We start from the raw sequence: 22207 nt of genomic DNA on the forward strand, positions 1-22207 counted from the left end.
GCGCATGGCAGCGTTCGAGGACCTGATCCTCGCCGGGCTCGATGACGAGCAGCGCGAGGTGGCCACCACCCTGCGCGGGCCCCTGTGCGTGCTGGCCGGCGCCGGAACCGGAAAGACCCGGGCCATTACCCACCGCATCGCCTATGGCGTGCACACCGGGGTCTACGTCCCACAGCAGGTGCTGGCCGTCACCTTCACCGCCCGCGCGGCCGGGGAGATGCGGACCCGGCTGCGCGAACTGGGAGCCGGCGGCGTGCAGGCCCGCACCTTCCACGCCGCGGCCCTGCGCCAGCTGCAGTACTTCTGGCCGCAGGCGATCGGAGGCCAGCTGCCCGGCATCGTGGACCACAAGGCCCAGCTGCTGGCCGAGGCCGCGCGCAGGCTGCGCATCAACACCGACCGGGCCACCCTGCGTGACCTGGCCGCCGAGGTCGAATGGGCCAAGGTCTCCATGCACACCGCCGAGGGGTACGTGCAGGCCGCCAGGGACCGTACGCCCCCGGCCGGACTGGACCACACCACCGTCTCGCGCCTGTTCCAGTCCTACGAGGACGTGAAAACCGACCGCCACCTGATCGACTTCGAGGACGTGCTGCTGCTGACCGTCGCGATCCTCGACGAGGACCAGCGCGTGGCCGCCGAGATCCGCAGCCAGTACCGCACCTTCGTGGTCGACGAGTACCAGGACGTCTCCCCGCTGCAGCAGCGGCTGCTGGACCTCTGGCTGGGCGGGCGCGACGAGCTGTGCGTGGTCGGGGACGCCAGCCAGACCATCTACTCCTTCACCGGTGCCACCCCCGCCCACCTGCTCGGGTTCACCCGCCGGTACCCCGGAGCCAAGGTCGTCAGGCTGGTGCGCGACTACCGCTCCACCCCGCAGGTAGTGCACCTGGCCAACCGGCTGCTGGCCGCGCGCCGGCCCGAACCCGGAGTCCCCGGGCAGGGCGTGGAATGGCCGCCGCCGCTGGAACTGGTGGCCCAGCGCGACTCCGGCCCGGACCCGGAGTTCGCCGAGTGCGCCGACGACGTCGCCGAGGCCGCCCACGTGGCCTCCCGGATCCGGGCCCTGGTGGACGGCGGCCTCGCCCCGGCGTCGATCGCGGTGCTCTACCGCACCAACGGCCAGTCGGAAGCCTACGAACAGGCCCTCGCCTCCGCCGGGATCGGCTACCAGCTGCGCGGCGGGGAGCGCTTCTTCCAGCGCCGCGAGGTCCGCGAGGCCATCCTGCAGCTGCGCGCCGCCTCGCGCACCCCCACCGATGAGCCCGTGCCACAGCTGTGCGGGGACATCCTGGCCTCGCTCGGCTACACCCCGGACGCGCCCGCGGCCGGCGGCGCCGTGCGCGAGCGGTGGGAGTCCCTGACCGCCTTGGTGGCGCTCGCCGGGGACCTGGCCGCCTCCCGCGCCGCGCGCGGGGAGGGGTTCGCGCTGGCCGACTTCGTGGCCGAACTGGACGAGCGGGCCGCCACCCAGCACGCACCCACCGTGCAGGGCGTCACGCTGGCCTCGCTGCACGCGGCCAAGGGCCTGGAATGGGACGCGGTGTTCCTGGTGGGGCTGAGCGAGGGGCTGATGCCGATCTCCTTCGCCGAGGACCAGGCGGGGTACGACGAGGAACGCCGCCTGCTGTACGTGGGGATTACGCGCGCACGCATCCACCTGTCGCTGAGCTGGTCACTCTCCCGCACCCCGGGCGGGCGGGCGCACCGGCGCCCCTCCCGCTTCCTGGACGGGCTGCGGCCCGCGCCGGCCGGACCCACCGGCCGGTCCGACGCCGGTGCCCGCCGCCGGCGTCCCGCCGGCCCCCCGCTGTGCCGGTCCTGCAGGACCCTGCTGGCGACCGCGGCCGAGCGGAAGCTGGGCCGGTGCGCGAACTGCCCGCCGGACTACGACGAGGCGGTATTCGAGGAGCTGCGGGCCTGGCGCCTGAAGGTCTCGCAGGACGCGGCCGTCCCCGCCTTCGTGGTGTTCACCGACGCGACCCTGATGGCGATGGCGGAGGCCCGGCCCGCGGACGTGTCCGGACTGGCCAAGGTGCCCGGCGTCGGGCGCAGCAAGCTGGAGCGCTACGGCCAGGACGTGCTGGACATCATCAACCCGGGCGGACCGGGGGCCTGACCTGTCGGCCCGGGCGGCGGGCCCGCTAGGACGTCGAGGGCTGGAGCAGGGTGGTGGCCTGGGGCCCGCCATGCACGAGCCCGGTGTAGAAATCGATGTGTTCCGCCACCATCCTGCGGGCGCTGAAGTCCGTGATGGTCGCCCTCCGGCACGCCGCGCGGTCCAGCGTGGAGGCCCGGACCAGGGCGTTTGCGAGGCCCTGCGTGCCGGTGCGCAGGAAGCCGGTGGTGCCCTCGCGCACGATCTCCGGAGCGGACCCGCGGGGGGTGCCGACAATGGGGGTGCCGGTGGCCAGGGCCTCGATCATGACCATGCCGAAGGGCTCGGCCCATTGGATGGGGTTCAGCAGTGCGACAGCGCCGCCCAGAAGGCGGTACTTGTGTTCGGCCTGGACCTCGCCGACGTACTCGATGTCCCTGTTCAGCAGGGGCTTGATGACGGCCTCGTAGTACTCGTGCTCCTCGCTGGTGTACATCTTGGCGGCGATCCGCAGCGGAATCCCGGCCAGGGTGGCCACCTGGATGGCCTCCAGGACGCCTTTGCTCGGGTCCATGCGGCCCAGGAAGCAGGCGTACCCGCCCTCTCCGTCCCCGACGGGGATGGGGTCCGCGTCGATGCCGTGGTGGATGACGCGTTCGACGGAGAACCCCACCGCCGTGCCCGCCTGGTGACGGGAAATGGCGATGAGGGCCGTATCGCGGGACATTTCCCGGTAGATCGGGCAGGTTTGCGCGGTGAGGGGCCCGTGGACGGTGGCGGCAACGGGCATCCGCGGGGGCCGGTAGCGGTAGAGGGGACCGGCCAGGGTGTGGTCGTGGACCAGGTCCATCCCGTCCAGCGCCGTGTAGGACGCGATGGTGTGGCTCAACAGATCCACGTCGCGTCCGATCCCTTGCGGATAGCTCACGGCAAGCCCCTCCACGCGCGGAACGGGACAGGTGCTGTCCGCCGCGGCGGCCAGGACGACGTCGTGCCCGGCCCCGGCGAGCCCGCGGGCCAGGAGATCCACCACCGCTTCGGTGCCTCCGTAGGCCTTCGGGGGGACGGGAAGCCAGGGAGGGGCAATTATTCCGATGCGCATGCTGTGCTCTCCTGCCGGTTGCGCCCTACCGCGCGCGGGGAAGGACGTCTATCAGGTCAGCCAGTGGCTTGCGCGGGATCTGGCGCAGCGCCACTTCCGGGGGCATCCCCTCCACGGCTGCCTGGTCGCGGGAGGCACGCAGCGAAACCCGCGAGACCCCCAGGGGGAGGTTCCGCACCTGCACCTCTCCCCACTCGGGGGGGAGCGCCGGGGCGAGGAAGAGCTCCCCGGTGGGCAGACACGGGTCCAGGCGCAGCATCACGCGCATCAGGTGGATGGGGGTGGCTGCGGCCCACGCCTGCGGGGAGCACGAGGTCGGGTAGGGGATCGGCGTCGCCTGGATGCTGCGGTCCAGGCCGCAGAACAGTTCCGGCAGCCGCCCGCCGAAGGCCTCGGCGGCCTCCACCAGGGCCACGGCAATGCGCTGGGATTCCTCGATGAAGCCGTAGCGCATCAGCCCGGCGGCGATCAGCGCGTTGTCGTGCGGCCAGATTGACCCGTTGTGGTAGCTGGCGGGGTCGTACGCCCCCATGCGGGTGGAGAGGGTCCGCACGCCCCAGCCGGAAAACATGTCCCTGGCCATCAGCCGCTCCGCCACCAGCGGAGCCTTCTCCTCGTCCACGATGCCGCTCCAGAGGCAGTGCCCCATATTGGAGGCCAGGGAATCCACCGGGACCTTGTCCCTGTCCAGGGCCAGCGCGAAGTACCCCTTTTGGGGCAGCCAGAAGCGGTCGTTGAATTCTTCCTTGAGCCGTTGGGCCCGGGAGGCCCACAGTGCGGACAGCTCCGCGTCCCCGACCCGGCCGGCCATCAGGGCCCTGCTGACGTAGGCGGCATAGACATACCCCTGCACCTCGCACAGCGCCAGGGGGGCGGAGGCGAGGGCGCCGTCGGCGAAGGTGATGCCGTCCCACGAATCCTTCCATCCCTGGTTGATCAGTCCTTCGGGATTGGCCCGCTCGTATTCGACGAACCCGTCGCCGTCGGAGTCCCCATAGTCAGTGATCCAGGACATCGCCCGGTCCACGGCAGGCATGAGGTTTTCCATGATGTCGGTCTCGAATCCCCACCGCGTGAGCTCGCCGGCCAGCATAACGAACAGCGGGGTGGCGTCCACGGTGCCGTAGTAGGCCCTGCCGCCGCCCAGGGCCAGCAGGGTGCTGGCCCCCAGCCGGACCTCATGCAGGATCTTTCCCGGCTGCTCCTCGCTGCGGGGGTCCACCCTTGTGCCCTGCAGCTCGGCCAGGGTCTGGATGGTGCCGTGGGCCAGCGAGGGGTCCAGCGGCAAAGACATGAAGGAGGAGAGGATCGCGTCCCGGCCGAAGAGCGCCATAAACCAGGGGGACCCGGCCGCCACCGCCACCCGCTCGGGCCGGTCGGGATCGAAGATCCGCAGGGAACCGAGGTCGGTGCGGCTGGTTCCCATGATCCGGGCCAGCGGCGGGTAGCTGTAGGTCGCCTGGGGGACCCGCTCCCGCCATGCGCGTTCGCGGAACTCGGGCAGGCTGAGGGCTCCATACCTGGTGGCGTGGGCATCCTCCTCGGGGCCCACCCCGTCAAGGCGGGGAGTGACCCTCACCTCGGTGCTCCAGGTGCCCTGCGGAGGAAGGTCGATCCGGTAGGCCAGGTGGTGGCCACCGGCCGTGGCTTGGGGATCGCTGACCAAGACGGTGCGGACCTGGCCTCCGTGGACGGATTCGAAGAGGATGCCGGTGTCCGTCTCGCGGACCTCGACGCCGGGGACCGGCCTGGTGCGGCCCTCCTTCACGTCGAACAGGTCAGAGAAGTCGGCCTCGACGGCGAGATGGAGGTGGCATTGCGCAGGAAGGGCGGAATGGTTGGTGACCACGATGCGTTCGCGCAGGCCGCCATCGAGGTGGCGGTGCCGTTCCACCAGCAGGTGGCTGTGCTCCTCACCCTCGGCGGGGGCCATTCTGCCCACGAAGGTGGCGCGGTAGGTTTCCCCCGCCATCCCGCTCAGGGACTCAAGGGAACGGCCGTTGACCCGCAGGTGCCATCCCGACACGAAACGCGTATCGCGGAAAAACAGGCCGTGGGGGCGGCGGGTGTCCATGTCGCCGTTCGCCGCCGAAATGCAAAAGGACGTTCCGGCCAGAAGCGTCACCGCGCCGGGCCCGGCATCCCGGGCGCCGATCTCTGCGGACCAAACTGCCATTGCCACACCGATTTCCTCAGGAACCAACGGTTCCAGGCGGATAAGTCCAAGACGCGCGGCGCGAGCCGCTCCCTGGTACCGCTCCGGCCGGCGGGCGGACGGGGGACGGGGCAGCAGCATGGGTTGCGGCAGCTGGGTTGCGGCATCCCGAGTGGCTTGGGCCGGGGCGGTACAAACGCAGTTCATTTATGCAGTGCTGATGGTGCACGCGGCGCGCTGGCGGAGGGGCCGGGGAAGGCCGCCGCCACGGGCCGGTTGAGTGGATTCTACCAATCGGGCGGGGCGAGAGGTATGGGGCTTGGGGCCGGGGTTCAGTGCTTGGTCCCGTCCCGGTTCACGCAGCCAGCGCCCGGCACAGGCAGTTCGCGCGCGGAGCGATCTCCTCCCGCAGGACCCCGCCGGTGGCGAGGTCCAGATGCAGGACCCCGTCCACCGCCGCCGGGACGTTGACCCCGTCCAGCAGCATCAGGACCTGGACGGCTGCCAGTCCGGCCACCGTGGCCGCCAGCGCCGTTTCCGGTTCGGCCGGGGGCGGCCCGGGGGAAGGGTCGTGGAGGTCCTGCGCGTCTGGCAGACAGTCCAGGCACGCGGTCACCCCCGGCAGCACCAGGGGGCCCACTGACGCGCCGGCGTCGCCGAACAGTACCCGCAGGTGGGGAGCCTGTGCCGAGGAGAGGCCGGCCTGGACCTCGTCCGGCACCCGCTCGCGGGCAAAGACCACCGCGATATCCGGCTCCGGGCCGGGTGGTTCCGGGCGCCGCATCCATTGCTGTCCCCGGAGTTCCTGCACCCGGGTATGGGGGGCCAGTCGGCGCAGGTGCACGGCGGAGGCTCCACCCCGGGGCCGGCCCAGGTCGGGAACCCCCAGCAGCCCGGTGGACAGGTCCCCCAGGCCTGCCGGCTGCGGATCGCACAGTTGCAGGGTGCCGACCCCGGCGGAGGCGAGCAGGCGGGCCAGTTCCTGGCCGGCGCGGTCCAGGCCGTGGATCCGCACGGTGCTCCGGGCCCGGCGGACCACCAGCGGTCCGGCATGCTGCCCGTACGCGGCGGACCATTGCCTGATGTCGGGGGCAAGCACGCCGGAGCGGGAACCCGGGATGCGGTAGGCGGCCTGGTCCACCAGTACGGGGTGCAACAGGTCCATGATCGCGGCCTTCCGGCGCGGGTCCAGGCCCTCGCCCGCGGTTTCTGCCGCTTCCGGGGGCGGGGCGGGAACCGGGCCTGCCGCGGATCCGGCCGCAGGCCCGGCCAGGGAGAGCACAAAGTCCACCTCCGCCGGGGAGAGCCCTTCAATCCACAACCCGCCGGCCCCGCTGCCGATCCGTACCCTGCCCTGGGCTAGGCTGATGACCCGGTAGCCGGGATTAATCCGCATGGTGGCCTCCTTGGGAGCAGCCGGCCCGATGCCGGCATCACAGCCATCCTGACATTGCCGCCCCGTCTGAAGGCCGTTATCCACAGGGCGGGGGGCTGGCGGGAAACGGGCCGGCCGGAAACGGGCTTACTGGAAACGCCGCCCGTCAAACGCACCCCGTCAAACGCACCCCGTCAAACACAGTCCGTCAAACACAGTCCGTCAAACCCAGTCCGCCGAAATCAGCCCGTCAAACACGGCCCCGCTAAATACAACCCTGTCCGGGGGACTCCGCTGTCCCTGTCCGACCCGAAAGGAGCCCCATCGTGCCGGCACATCCCAAAGAACACGAATTCACCTCCGAGGACGGGGTGCGCGTGCGGATCCTGCGGTCATCGCGACGTACCCGCACCGTTTCGGCCAGCTGGCGGGACGGGGCCGCGGTCGTTTCCGTTCCGGCGCGGCTGAGCACAGCCCAGGAGCAGGAGTGGGTCAGGACCATGGTCCAGAAGCTGCGGGAGGGCCGTTCCCCGGACCGGCGCCAGGGCGGCCGCACGGCCGCGTCGGACGCAGACCTGTACGGGCGGGCCCAGCGGCTGGATACGGCTCACTTGGGAGGCCGCGCCCGGCCCGCGTCGGTCCGTTGGGTCTCCAACCAAAACAGCCGCTGGGGATCGGCCACTCCCGCCGACGGCAGCATCCGGCTCTCCGACCGCCTGCGCGGGATGCCCGGGTGGGTCCAGGACTACGTGCTGGTCCACGAACTGGCGCACCTGCTGGCCACGGACGGCCACGGGCCCGAGTTCCGGGCGCTGGAGGCCCGCTACCCCCGCACTGCCGAGGCGAAGGCCTACCTTGAGGGGGTGTCCTTCGCGCTGCACCGGCTCGGTCCGGGCCCGGTTCCGGGCGGTTGCGCGGACGGCGGGCAGGACCGTGGATCCTTGGACGACCCTGCCCGTTCCTGAAGGGTCCGCGCGGGCTAGGCCTTGCCCTTAGGGCCCCCGCCGGTGTCCGTGCCATCGCTGCCGTCGCTGCCGTCGCTGCCGTCCGTGCTGTCACCGCCGTCGCCGGTTTCCCCGTCCGCGGAGGCCCCGGTGGAGGGCCCGAAGCCGCCGGCCAGCAGCTTGCCCAGCGCCGCGTCGAGTTCGTCGTCGGAAGCCTCGGCCAGCGCCCGCCGGGCACCAAACCCCGCCGGATCGTCCAGGTCCTCGGCGGTGGGCATCAGGTCGGGGTGGTCCCAGATGGCGTCGCGGCCCTCGACGTCGCGCTCCTGGAGCATCAGTGCCCAGAAGGCGGCGGCCTCGCGCAGGCGGCGCGGGCGCAGCTCCAGGCCCACGAGCGAGGCAAAGGCCTGTTCGGCCGGTCCTCCGGTGGCGCGGCGGCGCCGGATGGTCTCGCGCAGCGCGGCGGCCGAGGGAAGGTTGCGCGCGGCCGCGGCGACCACCTCATCGACCCAGCCCTCGATGAGGGCCAGCGCGGTTTCCAGCTTCGCGAGCGCAGCCTCCTGCGCGGCGGTGCGCTGCGGGGCAAACAGCCCCTCGGTGATCGCGCCCTGGAAGGATTCGGGGTTCATCGGATCGATGTCCCGGACGGCCTCCTCGATGCGGGAGATGTCGATGTGGATCCCCCGCGCGTACTCCTCGACCAGGCCCACCACGTGGGCGCGCAGCCACGGCACGCGCAGGAACAGCCGGGTGTGGGCCGCCTCGCGCAGTGCGGCGAAGAGGAGCACCTCCTGCTCGGGCACGTCCAGCCCCGCGCCGAACGCGGCGACGTTCGCCGGTACGAGGGCGGGGGAGGGCCCGGCCAGCGGCAAACCGATGTCGGTGGCGCCGAGCACGTCCTTGGCCAGGCCGCCCACGGCGGTGCCCAGCTGCATGCCGAACATCGCTCCGCCGAGGTTCTGGAACAGTCCCTCCGCGCCGCCGAGCATCGGCCGCATCTGCTCCGGCATCTGGTCGCGCAGGACGGAGGTGATTGCCTGCCCCACGCTCACGGCGACCGGTTCGGTCAGCGTCTTCCACAGGGGCAGGGTCTTCTCGACCCACTCGGCGCGGCTGAGCGCCGCGCAGGCGGATCCGTCGGAGGTGAACACGGTGGACTGGTCCAGCCACAGGTCGGCCAGCCGGCCGGCGTCGGCTACGGCTCCGGAGCGGGCGGGGGTGATGGAGGGGTCATCGCCCGCGGCGGCCTGGCGCGCCGCGTCGCGGGCAAGTTTCCAGTTGACCGGTTCGCCGCCGCCGGAGGCCATCGCGCCCATCATGGCCTGGGCCTGGCGGAAGATGGCGGCGAGCGCCTCGGGGTCGGTGGGCAGGCCCATGGCGGCGCCGAAACCCTCCGGGAGGTTCTTGGGGTCGAACCCGGGTGGGGTAGCGCCGCCGAAGAGGCCGGAGAACATCTCGGCGAAGGGGTCCTTCTTCCCGGAGTCGTCCGGCTCCTCGGAACCGTCGGAACGATTGCTTGGGGGAGTGTCAGCCATGCCTCCACGTTACCCCGGCGGCCGGTGCGGGCACGGTGTGCAAACTTTCAGTTCGCTGAAGGCACAGCCCGGATCCGGCCCGGGGCGGAAATGCCGCCGGAAAGCCTTGTAGCCTAGATGGGTCCGCCGGATCGCCCGCCTACCTCCCCGCGGACGGCAGAAGGGAACCCCCTCAGGTGCTAGAGCCCCAACAGTCCAGTCCGCCGCCGCCCGCCGCCGGGCCGCCCGCGCGCGCCGAAAAGTCCGGCCGCGCCAGCAGGACCCTCATGGGGGCCACCACTGCCGCCGTCGTCCTGGGGTTCGTCGCGCTGGCGCTGCCGGCGCCCTTCGTCGTGGAGTCTCCGGGCCCGGCCATCAACACCCTCGGCAGCGTCGACGGGACCGCCGTGATCCGCGTGCAGGGGCACGAAACCTTTCCGACCAGCGGAAGCTTGGACCTGACCACCGTGTACGTCAGCGGGGGGCCGGAACGCGAGGTGTCCACGTTCGAGGTGCTGCAGGGATGGCTCGACCCGTCCCAGGACGTGCTGCCGGAAGAGGCGGTGTACCGGCGCGGGGTCAGCGGCGAACAGGTCAGCGAACAGAACACCCAGGAAATGGCCGACTCCCAGTCCGTCGCGGTGGCCGCCGCGCTCGGCAACCTGGGCATCGCCTACGAACAGAAGCTCTCCGTCGCCGGCCTGGCCGCCCCGACCAACGAGGGCGTGCTCGGCGTCGGGGACGTGCTCGCCAGCATCGGGGGCACGCCGATCACGGACCTGGCCATGCTGCGCGAGGAGCTGCAGGCGGCGGGGGACGCGCCGGTGGCCCTGGGGATCGAACGCGGCGGCGAGCCACGTACCGTCGAGGCCGCGACCACGGCGGGCGAGGACGGGCAGCGCCAACTCGGCGTGTACCTGCAGACCACCTACGACTTCCCGTTCCAGGTCAGCTTCGACCTGGACAACGTGGGCGGGCCCAGTGCCGGCATGATGTTCGCGCTCGGGGTGGTGGACACGCTGACCCCAGGCGAACTCACCGGCGGCAGGCACTTCGCCGGTACGGGCACGATCGATGCCGACGGCAACGTCGGGGCCATCGGGGGCATCGCCCAAAAGATGGCCGGCGCCCGTTCGCTCGGCGCCGAGTACTTCCTGGCCCCCGCCGAAAACTGCGCTGCCGTGGCGGGCCGCATCCCCGACGGGCTCACGGTGTTGAAGGTCGCGACGCTGGCGGAGGCGCGCGCCGCGGTGGAGGGTGTCGCCGCCGGGAAGGACGCCGCCTCGCTGCCGGCCTGCCCATGATTTCCAGTCGCTGCCTATGATTCCTAGTCACGATCGCCTTACGATCGGCGTCCCCGAATGTCTTTTTCGGTGCTGCGGCCGCCGCCAAGGCAGAATGGTCCCAAGCCGTGCCTTGGCCGGGCGGCAAAACCCGTTTACGACGATGAGGTTGAAGAGTGAGTTTCGGATCTGACAGTCCCTTCGGTGGGCGCCCCCAAGGCCCCGGCGGCGAGAACGGGACCCAACCCCCGCGCCGCCCGTCCCCGCTGCTGCCCACGATCGTGGCAATTGGTGTCCTGGTGGCGGCCTTCGTGGTCTTCGCGAACGTCTACGCAGATATCCTCTGGTACGACCAGTTGGGTTTCACCTCGGTGTTCTGGATGGAGAACCTGACCAAGGCCGCGTTGTTTGTCGCGGCCTTCCTGCTGATGGCCGGCGCCGTCTGGGTCAGCCTGCGGGTGGCCTTCCGGACCCGCCCGGTCTATGCACCCGACATCCAGACGCGGGACAGCCTGCACCGCTACCAGTCGCAACTGGAGCCGATCCGGCGGCTGCTCATGGTCGGCATCCCGGTGGTGCTCGGTGCGTTCGCCGCCGCGGCGGTGACCTCCCAGTGGAAGGAAGCGCTGCTTTTCTTCAACCAGGTTCCGGTGGGCCAGACCGATCCCGTCTTCGGGATGGACCTGAGCTTTTATCTGAACACCCTCCCGTTCCTGGGATTGGTGGTGGGGTACCTGGTGTCGGTGGTGCTCATTTCGGGGATCGCCGGACTCCTTACCCATTACCTCTACGGCGGCATCCGCATCGAGGAGCGCGGCGGCGTCTTCATCAGCAAGGCCGCGCGCGTCCACATCGCCGTCGCCGTTGCCCTGTTCCTGCTGCTGCAGGCAGCCAACTACTGGCTTGACCGCTTCGCCACGCTGAACAACCAGGGCGGCCGCGTCGCCGGCGCGCTTTACACCGACGTCAACGCCGTCATCCCCACCAAGACGATCCTGGCCGTCGCGGCGATCCTGGTAGCGATCCTCTTCATCATCGGCGCCATCCTCGGGCGGTGGAAGCTGCCGCTGGTCGGCAGCGCCATGCTCGTGGTGACCGCGGTGGTCGCCGGCGGCATCTACCCGTTCATCGTCCAGCAGTACCAGGTCCGCCCGTCCGAGAAGTCGATGGAACGCGAGTACATCGCCCACAACATCAACATGACGCGGGCCGCCTACGGCCTTTCCGAACTCGAGGTGACGCCCTACAACGCCACCGTCGACGCGCAGAAGAACGCCCTGGCCCAGGACCGCGCCACCACCACGAACATCCGCCTGCTGGACCCGAACCTCGTCTCCGACGCGTTCGCCCAGCTGGAGCAGTTCCGCACCTACTACAAGTTCACGGACACGCTGAACGTGGACCGCTACGACGTCGACGGCAAGACGGAAGACACGGTCATCGCCGTCCGCGAGGTCAGCGTGGACACCACCGAGAGCTGGGTCAACCAGCACATCACCTACACCCATGGCTACGGCGTGGTCGCCGCCTACGGCGCCAAGGTGGCCTCCGGCGGCCGTCCCGACTTCATGCTCAAGGGCATTCCGACCGCCGGCGTGCTCGGCAGCGACAGCACCTACGAGCCACGCATCTACTTCGGCGAGTACTCGCCCGAATACTCGATTGTCGGCGGCCCCGAGGGCTGGGAGCCGCGCGAGCTGGACCGCCCGCAGAGCGGCACCGAGGGCGAGGACACCCGCAACACCTTCAACGGCAACGGCGGACCCAGCGTGGGCAACCAGTTCAACCGCCTGGTCTATGCGATGAAGTTCGGCTCCACCGACCTGCTGCTCTCCGACGCGATCAACTCCGAGTCGCAGATCCTCTACGACCGCACCCCCAAGGAGCGCGTCGAGAAGGTCGCCCCGTACCTGACGGTGGACTCGAACGCCTACCCGGCCATCGTGGACGGCCGCGTCAAGTGGATCGTCGATGCCTACACCACCAGCGACAACTACCCGTACTCCACTGCCGAGCAGCTGGAGTCGGCGGTGACCGACTCGCTCACCGGAGGCACCCGCGCCAGCGCCCTCACCGGCGAGGTCAACTACATCCGCAACTCCGTCAAGGCCACCGTGGACGCCTACGACGGCTCCGTCACGCTGTATGCGTGGGAGCCGGAGGAACCGCTGCTGCAGGCCTGGCAGAAGGCCTTCCCGAACACCATCAAGCCGTATGCGGAAATGTCCGCCCAGCTGATGGACCACGTGCGCTACCCGGAGGACCTCTTCAAGGTCCAGCGCGAGCTGCTCGGCCAGTACCACGTCACGGAGCCGGACAGCTTCTACGACTCGAACGACGCGTGGGCGGTCCCGAACGACCCGACCCAGTCCAACGCCGCGGTCAAGCAGCCTCCGTACTACCTGTCGCTGAAGATGCCGACCCAGGAGGCTGAAACCTTCTCCCTGACTTCGACGTTCATCCCGCAGACGGCCACCGGGGGGCAGCAGCGCAACGTGCTGTTCGGCTTCCTGTCCGCCGAGGCCGACGCCGGCACCGGCGAGGACGGGGTGAAGGCCGAGGGCTACGGCACCCTGCGCCTGCTGGAGCTGCCGCGCTCCACCGTGGTTCCCGGACCCGGACAGGCGCAGCAGAACTTCGACTCCAACACCGAAGTCTCCACCCAGCTGAACCTCCTGCGCCAGGGGGCCTCGACGGTCAAGAACGGCAACCTGCTCTCGCTGCCCGTGGGCGGCGGCATCCTGTACGTGCAGCCTGTCTACGTCCAGTCCACGGGGCAGACCGCCTACCCGACGCTGCGCAAGGTGCTGGTGTCCTTCGGCGACGAGGTCGGCTTCGCCGACACCCTCTCCGACGCCCTGGACCAGCTCTTCAAGGGCTCCTCGGGTGCGGTCACCAGCGAGGACCCGGGCGCGGCCCCGGACGCCGGAGGCGGCCCGGCGGTTCCCGAATCCGCCCAGCAGCGGCTTGCGGAGGCGCTGGAGGCGGCCAACGAGGCCATCCAGGCCGGCCAGGCCGCGCTCGCCGCGAGCGACTTCGCCAAGTACGGCGAAGAGCAGCGGAAGCTGCAGCAGGCCATCGAGGACGCGCTGGCCGCGGAGGAGGAGATCGCCGCGGCCAGCGGCGAAACCCCCGCTCCGCCCGCCGGGCAGTAGGCCCCGGAACGGGCCCCGAAGCACCGATTTCACGTTTCCGCCCCCGGTGTGAGAGGATTGATCTCACGCCGCGGGGTGGAGCAGTTCGGTAGCTCGCCGGGCTCATAACCCGGAGGTCAGAGGTTCAAATCCTCTCCCCGCAACGAGAAGAAGGCCCCCGACCTGGGAAACCAGGTCGGGGGCCTTCGGCGTTCCCCGACGCTTCCGGCAGTCCCCACGCTTCCGGAAGTCCCCACGCTTCCGGCGCTCCCAGGGGCGTGCGCCGGTGTTTGCGCGGGCCTGAAGCGGAACCGGGCCTAGAGCGGAACCGGGCCTGGAGCGGAACCGGGCCTGGAGCGGAACCGGGCCTGGAGCGGAACCGGGCCTGGAGCGGAACCGGGCCTGGAGCGGAACCGGGCCTGGAGCGGAACGGGGCCTCCGGGACGGGGTCCGGGGCGGGAGGGATCCCGCCCCGGACCCCCGTGGGGGACCGTCTTCCTAGCCGAGGATGACCCTGGTCCAGCGGGCGGCCAGCTCGGCGATGACCGGGCCTTCCGGCGCCGTTTCCCAACCCGGGGGCACCGCAGCGGTTCCCAGGGCGGCGGCCACCACGATGCCCGCCAGTGCGGCACTGCCTGCCGGAGCGCCGGCCCCGGCCACCGCGAAGGCCTCCGCCGGCTCCAGGGATGTGTCGGCCAGGGCCGCTGCGGCTGCCCTTGCCGCGCCGTGGACGGCCGCCCACGCGGTTCCCGCGGAATCCTCCCCAGCCGGCTCCCCGAGCGCAGCCAGTTCCCCGAGCGCAGCCAGTTCCCCGAGCGCAGCCAGGGCCGCCGCGCGTCCGTCCAGCGCCGCCCGGACCAGGCGTGCCGCAGCCGCGGCGGCCTCCCATGCGGCGGGGGAGCCGTGCGTGAGTACCGCCGCGTCCACGGCCAGCTTCGTGGTGGTTTCCGTAGTCACGAGCGGCAGCAGGGCGATGCCGGCGGCGCGGGCCAGCACGCCGGGGCCGTCGGCCTGCCCGGCCGGCGGGTGCGAGGTGGTGCCCATCGCGGACGCGGACAGGCCCGCGACGTTGGCGGGATCGCCCGGCTCGGTGCCGGCCGCCAGGGCCGGGCCGAAGGCCTCGTCGATCCACCGCGGCAGCGGCTCCGGGGCGCCGTCCGGGAAGGCACCGGTCACTGCGCGGTGCCAGCGCAGGCCGGCGAGCCACATGCAGGCGGCCTCGTCGGCGGCAATGCCGTCGTTGGCCCATTCCAGGGCTTCAAGCAGGCCGTCGAGGAGGAAGAGCTGGAGGGAGGCCTCGGCGCCGGGGCGGGGGCCGGGCCGCGGGGCGGCTGCCGTCGCGGCCAGCACCGCCAGGACGCGGTCGGGGAACTCGGGGGTCGGGAATGCGGGGGTCGCGGATGCGGGAGTTTCGGTCACCGGAAAAGTTTAGGCCGCCTGAAAAGTCCAGGCCGCCAGAAAAGTCCAGGCCGCCAGAAAAGTCCAGGCCGCGGGCCCCGGGCAGGGCGAGGCGGGGACGGAAACCGGCGGGACGCCGGGTGGGATCCGTGGGGACGCCGGACGGGGGCCCGGCCTCCGGGCCCGGCTCCGTGCCCCACCTCCGTGTCCCGACTGTCGGAGCACCCCGGTAGGGTTGGCCGCATGCGATTGCTGCACACCTCCGACTGGCATTTGGGCCGCTCCTTCCATGGCGCGGGCCTGCTCGACGCGCAGCGCGGGTTCGCCGACGCCCTGGTGGAGACCGTCCTGGAACATTCCGTGGACGTGGTCCTCGTGGCCGGCGACGTGTACGACCGCGCCCTTCCCGGAGTGGACGTCGTCACCCTGTTCGACGAAACCCTGGTGCGCCTGCGGGAGGCCGGGGCGCAGGTGGTGGTGACCAGCGGCAACCATGATTCCGCGACGCGGCTGGGGTTTGGCGGACGGCTCTTCGCTGCCGCCGGGCTGCACCTGCGCACCCGGGTCGAGGACCTGGACAGGCCGGCGCTGTTCCATGGAGAAGGCTTTGACGTGGCCGTATACGGCCTGCCCTACCTGGAGCCGCGCATGGTGGCGGCCCGGCTCGGTGCCGGGGAGCCCCGTCACCCGGCCGTGGTCGCCGCGGCCCTGGACCGCGTCCGCGCGGACCTGCGCCAGCGCCGCGCCGATGCGGACCGGCCCGTGCACTCGCTGGTCATGGCGCACGTTTTCGCGGCCGGGGGCATTCCGGCGGAGAGCGAGCGGGAACTGAGCATGGGCGGGTTGGACGCCGTTCCGGTGCCCTACTTCGAGGACTTCGACTACGCGGCGCTGGGCCACCTGCACGGCCGGCAACGGCTGGCCGAGTCGGTCCGCTACTGCGGATCCCCCCTGCCGTACTCCTTCGGGGAAGCCGGCCAGTCCAAGGGAGGCCTGCTGGTGGACTTCGACGCCGGCGGGCTCCACTCGGTGCGGGCGGTCGAATGGCCGTGCCCGCAGCCGCTGGCCGTGCTGCGCGGGGACTTGGGGGAACTCCTGGCCGATCCGGAACTCGCCTGGGCGGAAACCGCGTGGTGCCAGATCACGCTCACCGACACTGACCGTCCGGCACGGGCCATGGAACGCCTGCGCGAGCGGTTCCCGGAGACCCTGGTGCTGCACTTCGATCCCCAGGGGCGCAAGGAGGAGCCGGAGCGCAGCTACGGCGAACGCCTCGCCCAGGCGCGGAACCCGTTGGAGGTCTGCTGCGGGTTCGTCGAGCACGTGCGCCAGCGCGGGACCGACGAGGCGGAGTCGGGACTGCTCGTGGAGGTACTGGCCGAAGCCGCGTCCGAGGCGGTGTCCCGATGAGGTTCCACCGCCTGGAGATCGAGGCCTTCGGGCCCTTCGCCGACCGCCAGAGCGTCGACTTCGACGAACTCTCCGCCGCGGGGCTGTTCCTGCTCAACGGGGAAACCGGCGCCGGCAAGACCAGTGTCCTGGACGCGATCTGCTTCGCCCTTTACGGCGGACTGCCCGGCGCCCGCGAGGGCTCCACCCGGCTGCGCAGCGACCATGCCGCCGCGTGTGCCGCGCCGGAGGTCCTCTGCGAGTTCAGCACCGGGGGCCGCCGCTTCGAGGTCACCCGTTCGCCGGCCTGGGACCGCCCGGCCAAGCGTGGCGGAGGAACCACCAGGCAGCAGGCCCAGAGCCGGCTCCGGGAACTGGTGCGCGGGGAGTGGGTGGAACGGTCCACCCGCAACGACGAAGTCTCCGCCGAACTCATCGCCGTCCTGGGCATGGGCAAGGACCAGTTCACCAAGGTCGCCATGCTGCCGCAGGGCGAGTTCGCCGCGTTCCTGCGCGCCAAGGACAAGGACCGCGAGGACCTCCTCAAGCGCCTCTTCGACACCTCCACCTATGCGGCCGTCGAACGGCTGCTGGCCGTGCAGCTGGCCGAGGTCCGCGCCACCGCGGAGCAGGCCGAGCGCACGCTGGAAGCCGCCGTCGGGCAGCTGCGCGAAGACGCCGGCGCCACCTTGGGGGAGGACCCTGCCCCGGAGGACTCGGCTGCAGGGGAGTCAGCCCCGGAGGAGCCGGGCCCGGACGGGCCGGCCCGCCACCCGGCGCTGGGACTGGTGGCCTCGGTGGGGGACCGGCTGGCCCGGCGCATGGACGAGGTGCGGGAAACGGCCGGCGCGGCCGAGGCCCTGGACCGGGCGGCGCGGGCCGGCCTCGAGGCCATTCGCCAGCGGGCCGAAGACCACCGGCAGCTCGCCGAGCTCCAGGAGCGCCGGGGCCGCCACGCGGCCGCAACGGAGGAAGTCGCCGGGCTGCGGGCCCGGCTGGGGACGCACGCCCGGGCCGCCGGCGTCGTGCCGCTGGCCGAGGCGCTGGCCCGGGCCGAAGACGACGCCGGTGAGGCCGCACTGCTGCTTGAGCGCGCCGCGGCCCGCGTTGCGGCCGATGAGCCGGCGCGCGGCCACCTTGAGGCCGCGTCCCCGGACGGGACCGTCCCCGACGCCGGTGCGGTGGTCGCGGACCGGCCCGGTGCATGGGAGGAAGCCGGTGCAGGGGAGGAATCCGGGGCATCGGAGGAAGCCGGCGCGCTGGCGCTGGCTGCCTCCGTGGCGGCCCAGGCCGCCACGGAGGAGGCCGCCGTGCTTGCCGCGGCCCTGCCGGACGAGGACGCGCTCCGGGAACTTGACCTGCGGATCGCGGACGAACGGGACGGGCTGGCGGCCGGTCGGGAGGCCGTCGCCGCGGCCCGCACGGCCCGCGACGGTGCCCAGGCCGGCCTGCCCGGGCTGAGGGCCGAGGTGGACCGCCTGGTGGTGGCCGGGGCTTCCCGCGGGGCGCTGGAGGCGGCCCGCGACGCCGCCGCGGGGGTCCTGGCCGCCGTCCGCGAACGCCCCGGCGTCCAGGCGGCCGTGGCCGGTGCCGAGGAGGCGCTGCTGGCCAGCCGCAAGGACACCCTGGACCGGCGCGGGGAGCTGCTGGAAGTGGGGCGGCTGGAGCTGGCCCAGGCCGCGGCCGGACTGGCCGCCAAACTCGTGGACGGGGAACCGTGCGCGGTGTGCGGATCCGCCGAACACCCCGCCCCGGCCGGGCTGCCCGAGGGCGAAGCCGTGGGGCAGGAGGACCACGAGCGGGCCCGGCAACGCCTTGAGGCTGCCGAGGCCCGGGAAGCCCGCGACCGCGCGGCGCTCGATGCGGCGCGCGACGATCTGGCGCGGGTCCTGGCCCGCGCCGGGGACCTGCCGGAAGACGACGCCGAGGCCGCCCTGGCCGCGGCGGAGGAGGCCGCCGCGACGGCGGAGGCTGCCTCATCCGCGCTGGGTGCGGCCCGGGCCGCGCTTGCCGGGGCTGAACGGGGAGCCGAAGCCGCGGCCGAACGGGTGGCGGCCGGACAGGCTGCCATCGCGGCCGCGGAGGCAACGCTGGGGCAGTTGGAGGCACGCCGCCGCGAACTGGACGGCAAGCTTGAGGGGCTGCGCGCCGGCCATGCCAGCCTGCGCGAGCGGCATACGGCGCTGGCCGGGGCGGCCGAGGCGCTGGCGGGACTGGAAGTGGCCGCGCGCCGGCTGGGCGAGGCCCGGACGGCCGTGTCCGGCGCGCGGGCGCGCTGGTTGGAGGCGCTGGCGGAAGCCGGGTTCGGCTCCGTCGAGGACCAGCGTGCCGCCCTGCTGCCGGCGGATTTGCTGGCCCAGGCTGCCGCCAGGGTCCAGGACCACGAGGACGAAGACATCCGCCTCGCCGCGTTGGAGGAGGCCGCACCCGTGGTTCGCGCCCGGGCGGAGGTGGCCCGGGGGGTGGGAGCCCCGTCCCAGGCCGAACTGGAGGAGGCCGCCGGGCGTGCCGCAGGGGCTGCGGAGGGGCGGGACGCCGCGCTGCGGTCACTGGCGGTGCTGGAAGCTTTCGGCACACGCTGCGCCGCGGCCTCGCGCCGCATTGCGGGACTGGTCGACGCGCAGGGGCCGGCGCTGGAACGCTACGCCACCGTGCGCTCCGTGGCCGAGCTGGTGCGCGGCGGCGGGGAGAACCAGTACAAAATGACCCTGTCTACCTACGTCCTGGCCGCCCGGCTTGAGGCGGTTGCCGCCGCGGCCACCGAAAGGCTGCTGGTGATGACCAGCGACCGCTACGCGCTAATCCACGACGACTCCAAGAAGGGCAACAACAAGTCCGGGCTGGGCCTGCACGTCGTGGACGCCTGGACCGGGCAGCGGCGCGATACCTCGACCCTGTCCGGCGGGGAGTCCTTCATGGCCTCGTTGGCGCTCGCGCTGGGGTTGGCCGACGTCGTGCAGCAGGAATCGGGAGGCATCGACATGGAAACGCTTTTTGTCGATGAGGGCTTCGGTTCGCTCGACGAACGCACGCTGGAACAGGTCATGGACGCGCTCGACGGCCTGCGCCGGGGCGGGCGGGTGGTGGGGTTGGTCAGCCATGTCGCGGATATGAAGCAGCGCATCCCCGCACAGCTGCACGTGACCAAGGGCAGGGAGGGCTCGCGGCTGGGCCTGGCGCTCGATATGGCCGGGGCCTTCTGACGGAGGCGCATCCGCCGCCGATCCCGGGAGAATGTCGGGGGTGATGTGAACCAGGGGCGGATTTGTGGCTATGATGATGCAAGTCACACTAACTGACCGAATGGTCGTTAGTAATGGATGCGCAGAGATGCGCCCGATAACGGAGTTCCCATGGCCTCTACCATCCCCTCGGCGGGGAGGAACCGCGCGGAAGAGCGCAAGGTCCTCGCCGGCACGCTGGTCGGCACCACCATCGAGTGGTACGACTTCTTCATCTATGCGCAGGCCGCGGGCCTGGTGCTGGCCCCTCTGTTCCTGGCCCCGATGGCCGCGGAGAACCCCGGCCTGGCCCAGGTGCTTTCCTTCGCCACCATCGGCATCTCCTTCCTGTTCCGTCCGCTCGGCGCGATCGTCGCCGGCCACCTTGGGGACCGGTTCGGGCGCAAGAAGGTCCTGGTGGCGACGCTGATCCTGATGGGCGCGGCCACCTCGCTGATCGGCCTGCTGCCCACCTACTCCCAGATCGGGGTGCTCGCGCCCATCCTGCTGATCCTGCTGCGCGTCCTGCAGGGCTTCTCCGCCGGCGGCGAGTGGGGCGGCGCGGCGCTGATGTCCGTCGAGCACGCTCCCACCAACAAGCGCGGGTTCTTCGGCGCCTTCCCGCAGATCGGGGTCCCCTGCGGCATGATCCTGGCGACCTTCACCGTCTGGCTGCTGATCACCCTGCTCGGCAACGACGCGTTCCTTGCCTGGGGCTGGCGCATCCCGTTCATCTTCTCGATCGTGCTCATCGTGGTGGGCCACATCATCCGTAAGGCCGTGGAGGAGTCCCCGGTCTTCAAGCAGATGCAGCAGCAGCACGTGGAGTCCGAGGCTCCGCTGCGCCAGCTGTTCCGCACCAACAGCAAGCAGGTTGTCCTGACCGCGCTGATCTTCCTGGCCAACAACGCCGCCGGCTACCTGCTCATCGCGTTCTTCGCCACCTACGCCTCGCGCCCTGTCGAGAAGCTGGGCCTGGGCATGGACCGCGGGACGGTGCTGCTGGCCACCACCCTGGCCTCCTTCGGCTGGCTCATCTTCACCCTTTACGGCGGCAGGCTCTCGGACCGGATCGGCCGCGTGCGCACCTTCCAGATCGGCTATCTCCTGCTGGCCCTGTGGGCTGTGCCAATGTGGTTCCTGATCGACTCCAAGAACATCCTTCTGTACTTCGTCGCGCTGTTCGTCCTCACTGTGGGCCTGGGCCTGTCTTACGGGCCGCAGGCGGCGCTCTACGCCGAGATGTTCCCGGCCCGCGTGCGCTTCTCCGGCGTCTCGATCGGCTATGCGCTGGGGGCCATCGTCGGCGGGGCTTTCGCTCCGATGATCGCTGAGCTGCTCATGAACGAGTTCAGGGTCTCGTGGAGCGTGGGCGTCTACATCGCCGTGGCCGCGGTGATCTCGCTGGTCGCCGTCTCCTTCGTGAAGGAGCCGAAGGGCGTGGACCTGCACGCCGGCGGGGAGGCCTCCACGTCCCCGCGCATCAAGGCCAGCTAGGCCCGGACCCCGGGCGGGGTCCCGGTCCGTACCCGAACACCCCCGTTATGCGACCAACCCGGTAGCCGACGAGCCGCTGCCGGATCCAGGGTGCGCGGATTCAGGGTGCGGACCAGGGTGCGAACCAGGGCACGGAAGCGGCCGGCGGATTCCCACGGGAAGCCGCCGGCCGCTTCCGTTGTGTCCGCGGGCCAGCCCCCGTCTCCTGCCGCCGGCAGGGGCGGGGGCTGAATCAGTCCTGCGCGGCGCCGAGGAAGTCGATCGCCGCCTGCTTGAAATCGCGCGAGGTCAGGGTGCTGGCGTGGTCGCGTCCGGCGATCCGCCGCTCGGCGGCCTTCGTGCCGCGCCCGGCCAGCAGCAGGGACAGCTGGGGCATGGTCTCCGCGAGGGTGTCCCGTTCCCCGGCAATGAGCAGCACCGGCATGGAGGGCGCGGTGTGGGCAGGGTCGAACGGTTCGGCCTTGATGGCCTCGACCATGCTCAGCAGGGCGAACAGGTCGTTGTCGGGGGCCAGCTGGGCCATCCGCAGCAGATCCGCCGTCGAGGCGTCCATGATCGGGGTCCCGTCGGCCAGGAAGCGCTGCGCTGCGGCCAGGTCGAAGTCCGCCAGGGGGTCGGAGCTGGCAGGGCCGCCCAGGACCATCCGGTGCACCAGTTGCGGCTGCGTGCCGCCGAATTCCCAGCCCAGGCGCGCCCCCAGCGAGTAGCCCACCACGTCCACCCCGGAGGTGGGGTCCCCATCCCGCAGCGGCCGCACATGGCAGTCCTGAAGGGTCTGCAGCAGGTCCGCACGGATCCGGCTGGGCGTGTACGCGTCCAGCTCCTCCGGGGCGGGGCTGGCCCCGTGCCCCGGCAGGTCGACGGCGATCACCCGGCGGCCGGCGTCGGTCAGCGCGCGGATCCATCCGGTGTTTTCCCAGTTCAGGGCAGTGGACGAGGCGAAGCCGTGCAGCAGCAGCACCGGGCGCAGGCCCGCGTCCCGGGCGGGCTCGTAGACCTTTACGGTCAGCGCGTTGGGGGATCCTTCGACCAGATGCTCGCGATGCGTACCCATGGGCCTACCGTATGCCGAAGCCGGGGAACGGCTCAACGGGCCC

The 22207-nt window shown here is 71.6% G+C and carries 13 protein-coding genes and 1 tRNA gene; 8 read left to right on the forward strand and 6 right to left on the reverse strand.

Annotated features, from left to right (window positions below):
* Nucleotides 1-4 precede the first annotated feature (4 nt).
* On the forward strand, nucleotides 5-2119 hold the full coding sequence (locus tag NCCP_RS01650) for an ATP-dependent DNA helicase UvrD2 (protein ID WP_149955341.1): 2115 nt from the start codon (nucleotides 5-7) through the stop codon (nucleotides 2117-2119).
* 25 nt (nucleotides 2120-2144) lie between these two features.
* Here the strand turns inward: NCCP_RS01650 and NCCP_RS01655 are convergent, their stop codons facing one another.
* The 3 genes from NCCP_RS01655 to NCCP_RS01665 form a co-directional block, all read right to left on the reverse strand.
* On the reverse strand, nucleotides 2145-3200 hold the full coding sequence (locus tag NCCP_RS01655) for a glycosyltransferase family 4 protein (protein WP_149955342.1): 1056 nt from the start codon (nucleotides 3198-3200) through the stop codon (nucleotides 2145-2147).
* 25 nt (nucleotides 3201-3225) lie between these two features.
* Complete coding sequence (locus NCCP_RS01660; RefSeq protein ID WP_149955343.1) at nucleotides 3226-5376, reverse strand: amylo-alpha-1,6-glucosidase; 2151 nt, start codon at nucleotides 5374-5376, stop codon at nucleotides 3226-3228.
* Between the two features lie 334 nt (nucleotides 5377-5710).
* Nucleotides 5711-6751 carry a hypothetical protein gene (locus tag NCCP_RS01665; protein ID WP_149955344.1) on the reverse strand — a complete coding sequence of 347 codons (1041 nt, stop codon included), beginning with the start codon at nucleotides 6749-6751 and terminating at the stop codon, nucleotides 5711-5713.
* Between the two features lie 305 nt (nucleotides 6752-7056).
* Here NCCP_RS01665 and NCCP_RS01670 point away from each other — a divergent pair, with 305 nt between their 5' ends.
* Complete coding sequence (locus tag NCCP_RS01670) at nucleotides 7057-7695, forward strand: M48 family metallopeptidase (protein WP_225873611.1); 639 nt, start codon at nucleotides 7057-7059, stop codon at nucleotides 7693-7695.
* Between the two features lie 14 nt (nucleotides 7696-7709).
* On the opposite strand, the gene NCCP_RS01675 is transcribed toward NCCP_RS01670, so the two are convergent.
* Nucleotides 7710-9209, reverse strand: coding sequence for a zinc-dependent metalloprotease (locus NCCP_RS01675; RefSeq protein WP_149955346.1), 1500 nt, complete (start codon nucleotides 9207-9209; stop codon nucleotides 7710-7712).
* Nucleotides 9210-9475: 266 nt separating this feature from the next.
* Between NCCP_RS01675 and NCCP_RS01680 the strand changes: the two genes are divergently transcribed.
* From NCCP_RS01680 to NCCP_RS01690, 3 genes are all read left to right on the forward strand, one after another.
* Nucleotides 9476-10492 (forward strand): YlbL family protein, encoded by a 1017-nt coding sequence (locus NCCP_RS01680; protein ID WP_149955347.1) that lies wholly within the window; start codon nucleotides 9476-9478, stop codon nucleotides 10490-10492.
* 155 nt (nucleotides 10493-10647) lie between these two features.
* A complete protein-coding gene (locus NCCP_RS01685; RefSeq protein ID WP_172627255.1) occupies nucleotides 10648-13626 on the forward strand; it encodes a UPF0182 family membrane protein in 2979 nt (992 codons plus the stop codon).
* Between the two features lie 69 nt (nucleotides 13627-13695).
* Nucleotides 13696-13769: transfer RNA gene (locus NCCP_RS01690), tRNA-Met, on the forward strand.
* A gap of 334 nt (nucleotides 13770-14103) precedes the next feature.
* Here NCCP_RS01690 and NCCP_RS01695 read toward each other — a convergent pair.
* The gene (locus NCCP_RS01695; protein WP_149955348.1) at nucleotides 14104-15024 is read right to left on the reverse strand and encodes an ADP-ribosylglycohydrolase family protein; all 921 of its coding nucleotides are present in this window, start codon (nucleotides 15022-15024) and stop codon (nucleotides 14104-14106) included.
* Between the two features lie 222 nt (nucleotides 15025-15246).
* On the opposite strand from NCCP_RS01695, the gene NCCP_RS01700 reads away from it, so the two are divergent.
* From NCCP_RS01700 to NCCP_RS01710, 3 genes are all read left to right on the forward strand, one after another.
* The gene (locus NCCP_RS01700; RefSeq protein ID WP_149955349.1) at nucleotides 15247-16413 is read left to right on the forward strand and encodes an exonuclease SbcCD subunit D; all 1167 of its coding nucleotides are present in this window, start codon (nucleotides 15247-15249) and stop codon (nucleotides 16411-16413) included.
* Entirely contained in the window at nucleotides 16410-19595 is a 3186-nt protein-coding gene (locus tag NCCP_RS01705) for an AAA family ATPase (RefSeq protein WP_149955350.1), read from the forward strand. The genes NCCP_RS01700 and NCCP_RS01705 overlap by 4 nt, the downstream gene beginning before the upstream one ends.
* Nucleotides 19596-19745: 150 nt before the next feature.
* Nucleotides 19746-21110 carry an MFS transporter gene (locus tag NCCP_RS01710; protein ID WP_149955351.1) on the forward strand — a complete coding sequence of 455 codons (1365 nt, stop codon included), beginning with the start codon at nucleotides 19746-19748 and terminating at the stop codon, nucleotides 21108-21110.
* Between the two features lie 232 nt (nucleotides 21111-21342).
* Here NCCP_RS01710 and NCCP_RS01715 read toward each other — a convergent pair whose 3' ends face one another.
* On the reverse strand, nucleotides 21343-22164 hold the full coding sequence (locus NCCP_RS01715) for an alpha/beta fold hydrolase (protein ID WP_149955352.1): 822 nt from the start codon (nucleotides 22162-22164) through the stop codon (nucleotides 21343-21345).
* Nucleotides 22165-22207: the final 43 nt, after the last annotated feature.

Origin of the sequence: Zafaria cholistanensis (genome assembly GCF_008580665.1) — a bacterium.
GTDB lineage: Bacteria > Actinomycetota > Actinomycetes > Actinomycetales > Micrococcaceae > Zafaria > Zafaria cholistanensis.

Excerpts from the sequence above, each read along its gene's own strand:
- NCCP_RS01675 (WP_149955346.1), bottom strand. The coding sequence starts at position 9,209 with ATGGCTGACACTCCCCCAAGCAATCGTTCCGACGGTTCCGAGGAGCCG.
- NCCP_RS01650 (WP_149955341.1), top strand. The coding sequence starts at position 5 with ATGGCAGCGTTCGAGGACCTGATCCTCGCCGGGCTCGATGACGAGCAG.
- NCCP_RS01655 (WP_149955342.1), bottom strand. The coding sequence starts at position 3,200 with ATGCGCATCGGAATAATTGCCCCTCCCTGGCTTCCCGTCCCCCCGAAG.
- NCCP_RS01680 (WP_149955347.1), top strand. The coding sequence starts at position 9,476 with ATGGGGGCCACCACTGCCGCCGTCGTCCTGGGGTTCGTCGCGCTGGCG.
- NCCP_RS01710 (WP_149955351.1), top strand. The coding sequence starts at position 19,746 with ATGGCCTCTACCATCCCCTCGGCGGGGAGGAACCGCGCGGAAGAGCGC.
- NCCP_RS01665 (WP_149955344.1), bottom strand. The coding sequence starts at position 6,751 with ATGCGGATTAATCCCGGCTACCGGGTCATCAGCCTAGCCCAGGGCAGG.
- NCCP_RS01660 (WP_149955343.1), bottom strand. The coding sequence starts at position 5,376 with ATGGCAGTTTGGTCCGCAGAGATCGGCGCCCGGGATGCCGGGCCCGGC.
- NCCP_RS01715 (WP_149955352.1), bottom strand. The coding sequence starts at position 22,164 with ATGGGTACGCATCGCGAGCATCTGGTCGAAGGATCCCCCAACGCGCTG.
- NCCP_RS01700 (WP_149955349.1), top strand. The coding sequence starts at position 15,247 with ATGCGATTGCTGCACACCTCCGACTGGCATTTGGGCCGCTCCTTCCAT.
- NCCP_RS01705 (WP_149955350.1), top strand. The coding sequence starts at position 16,410 with ATGAGGTTCCACCGCCTGGAGATCGAGGCCTTCGGGCCCTTCGCCGAC.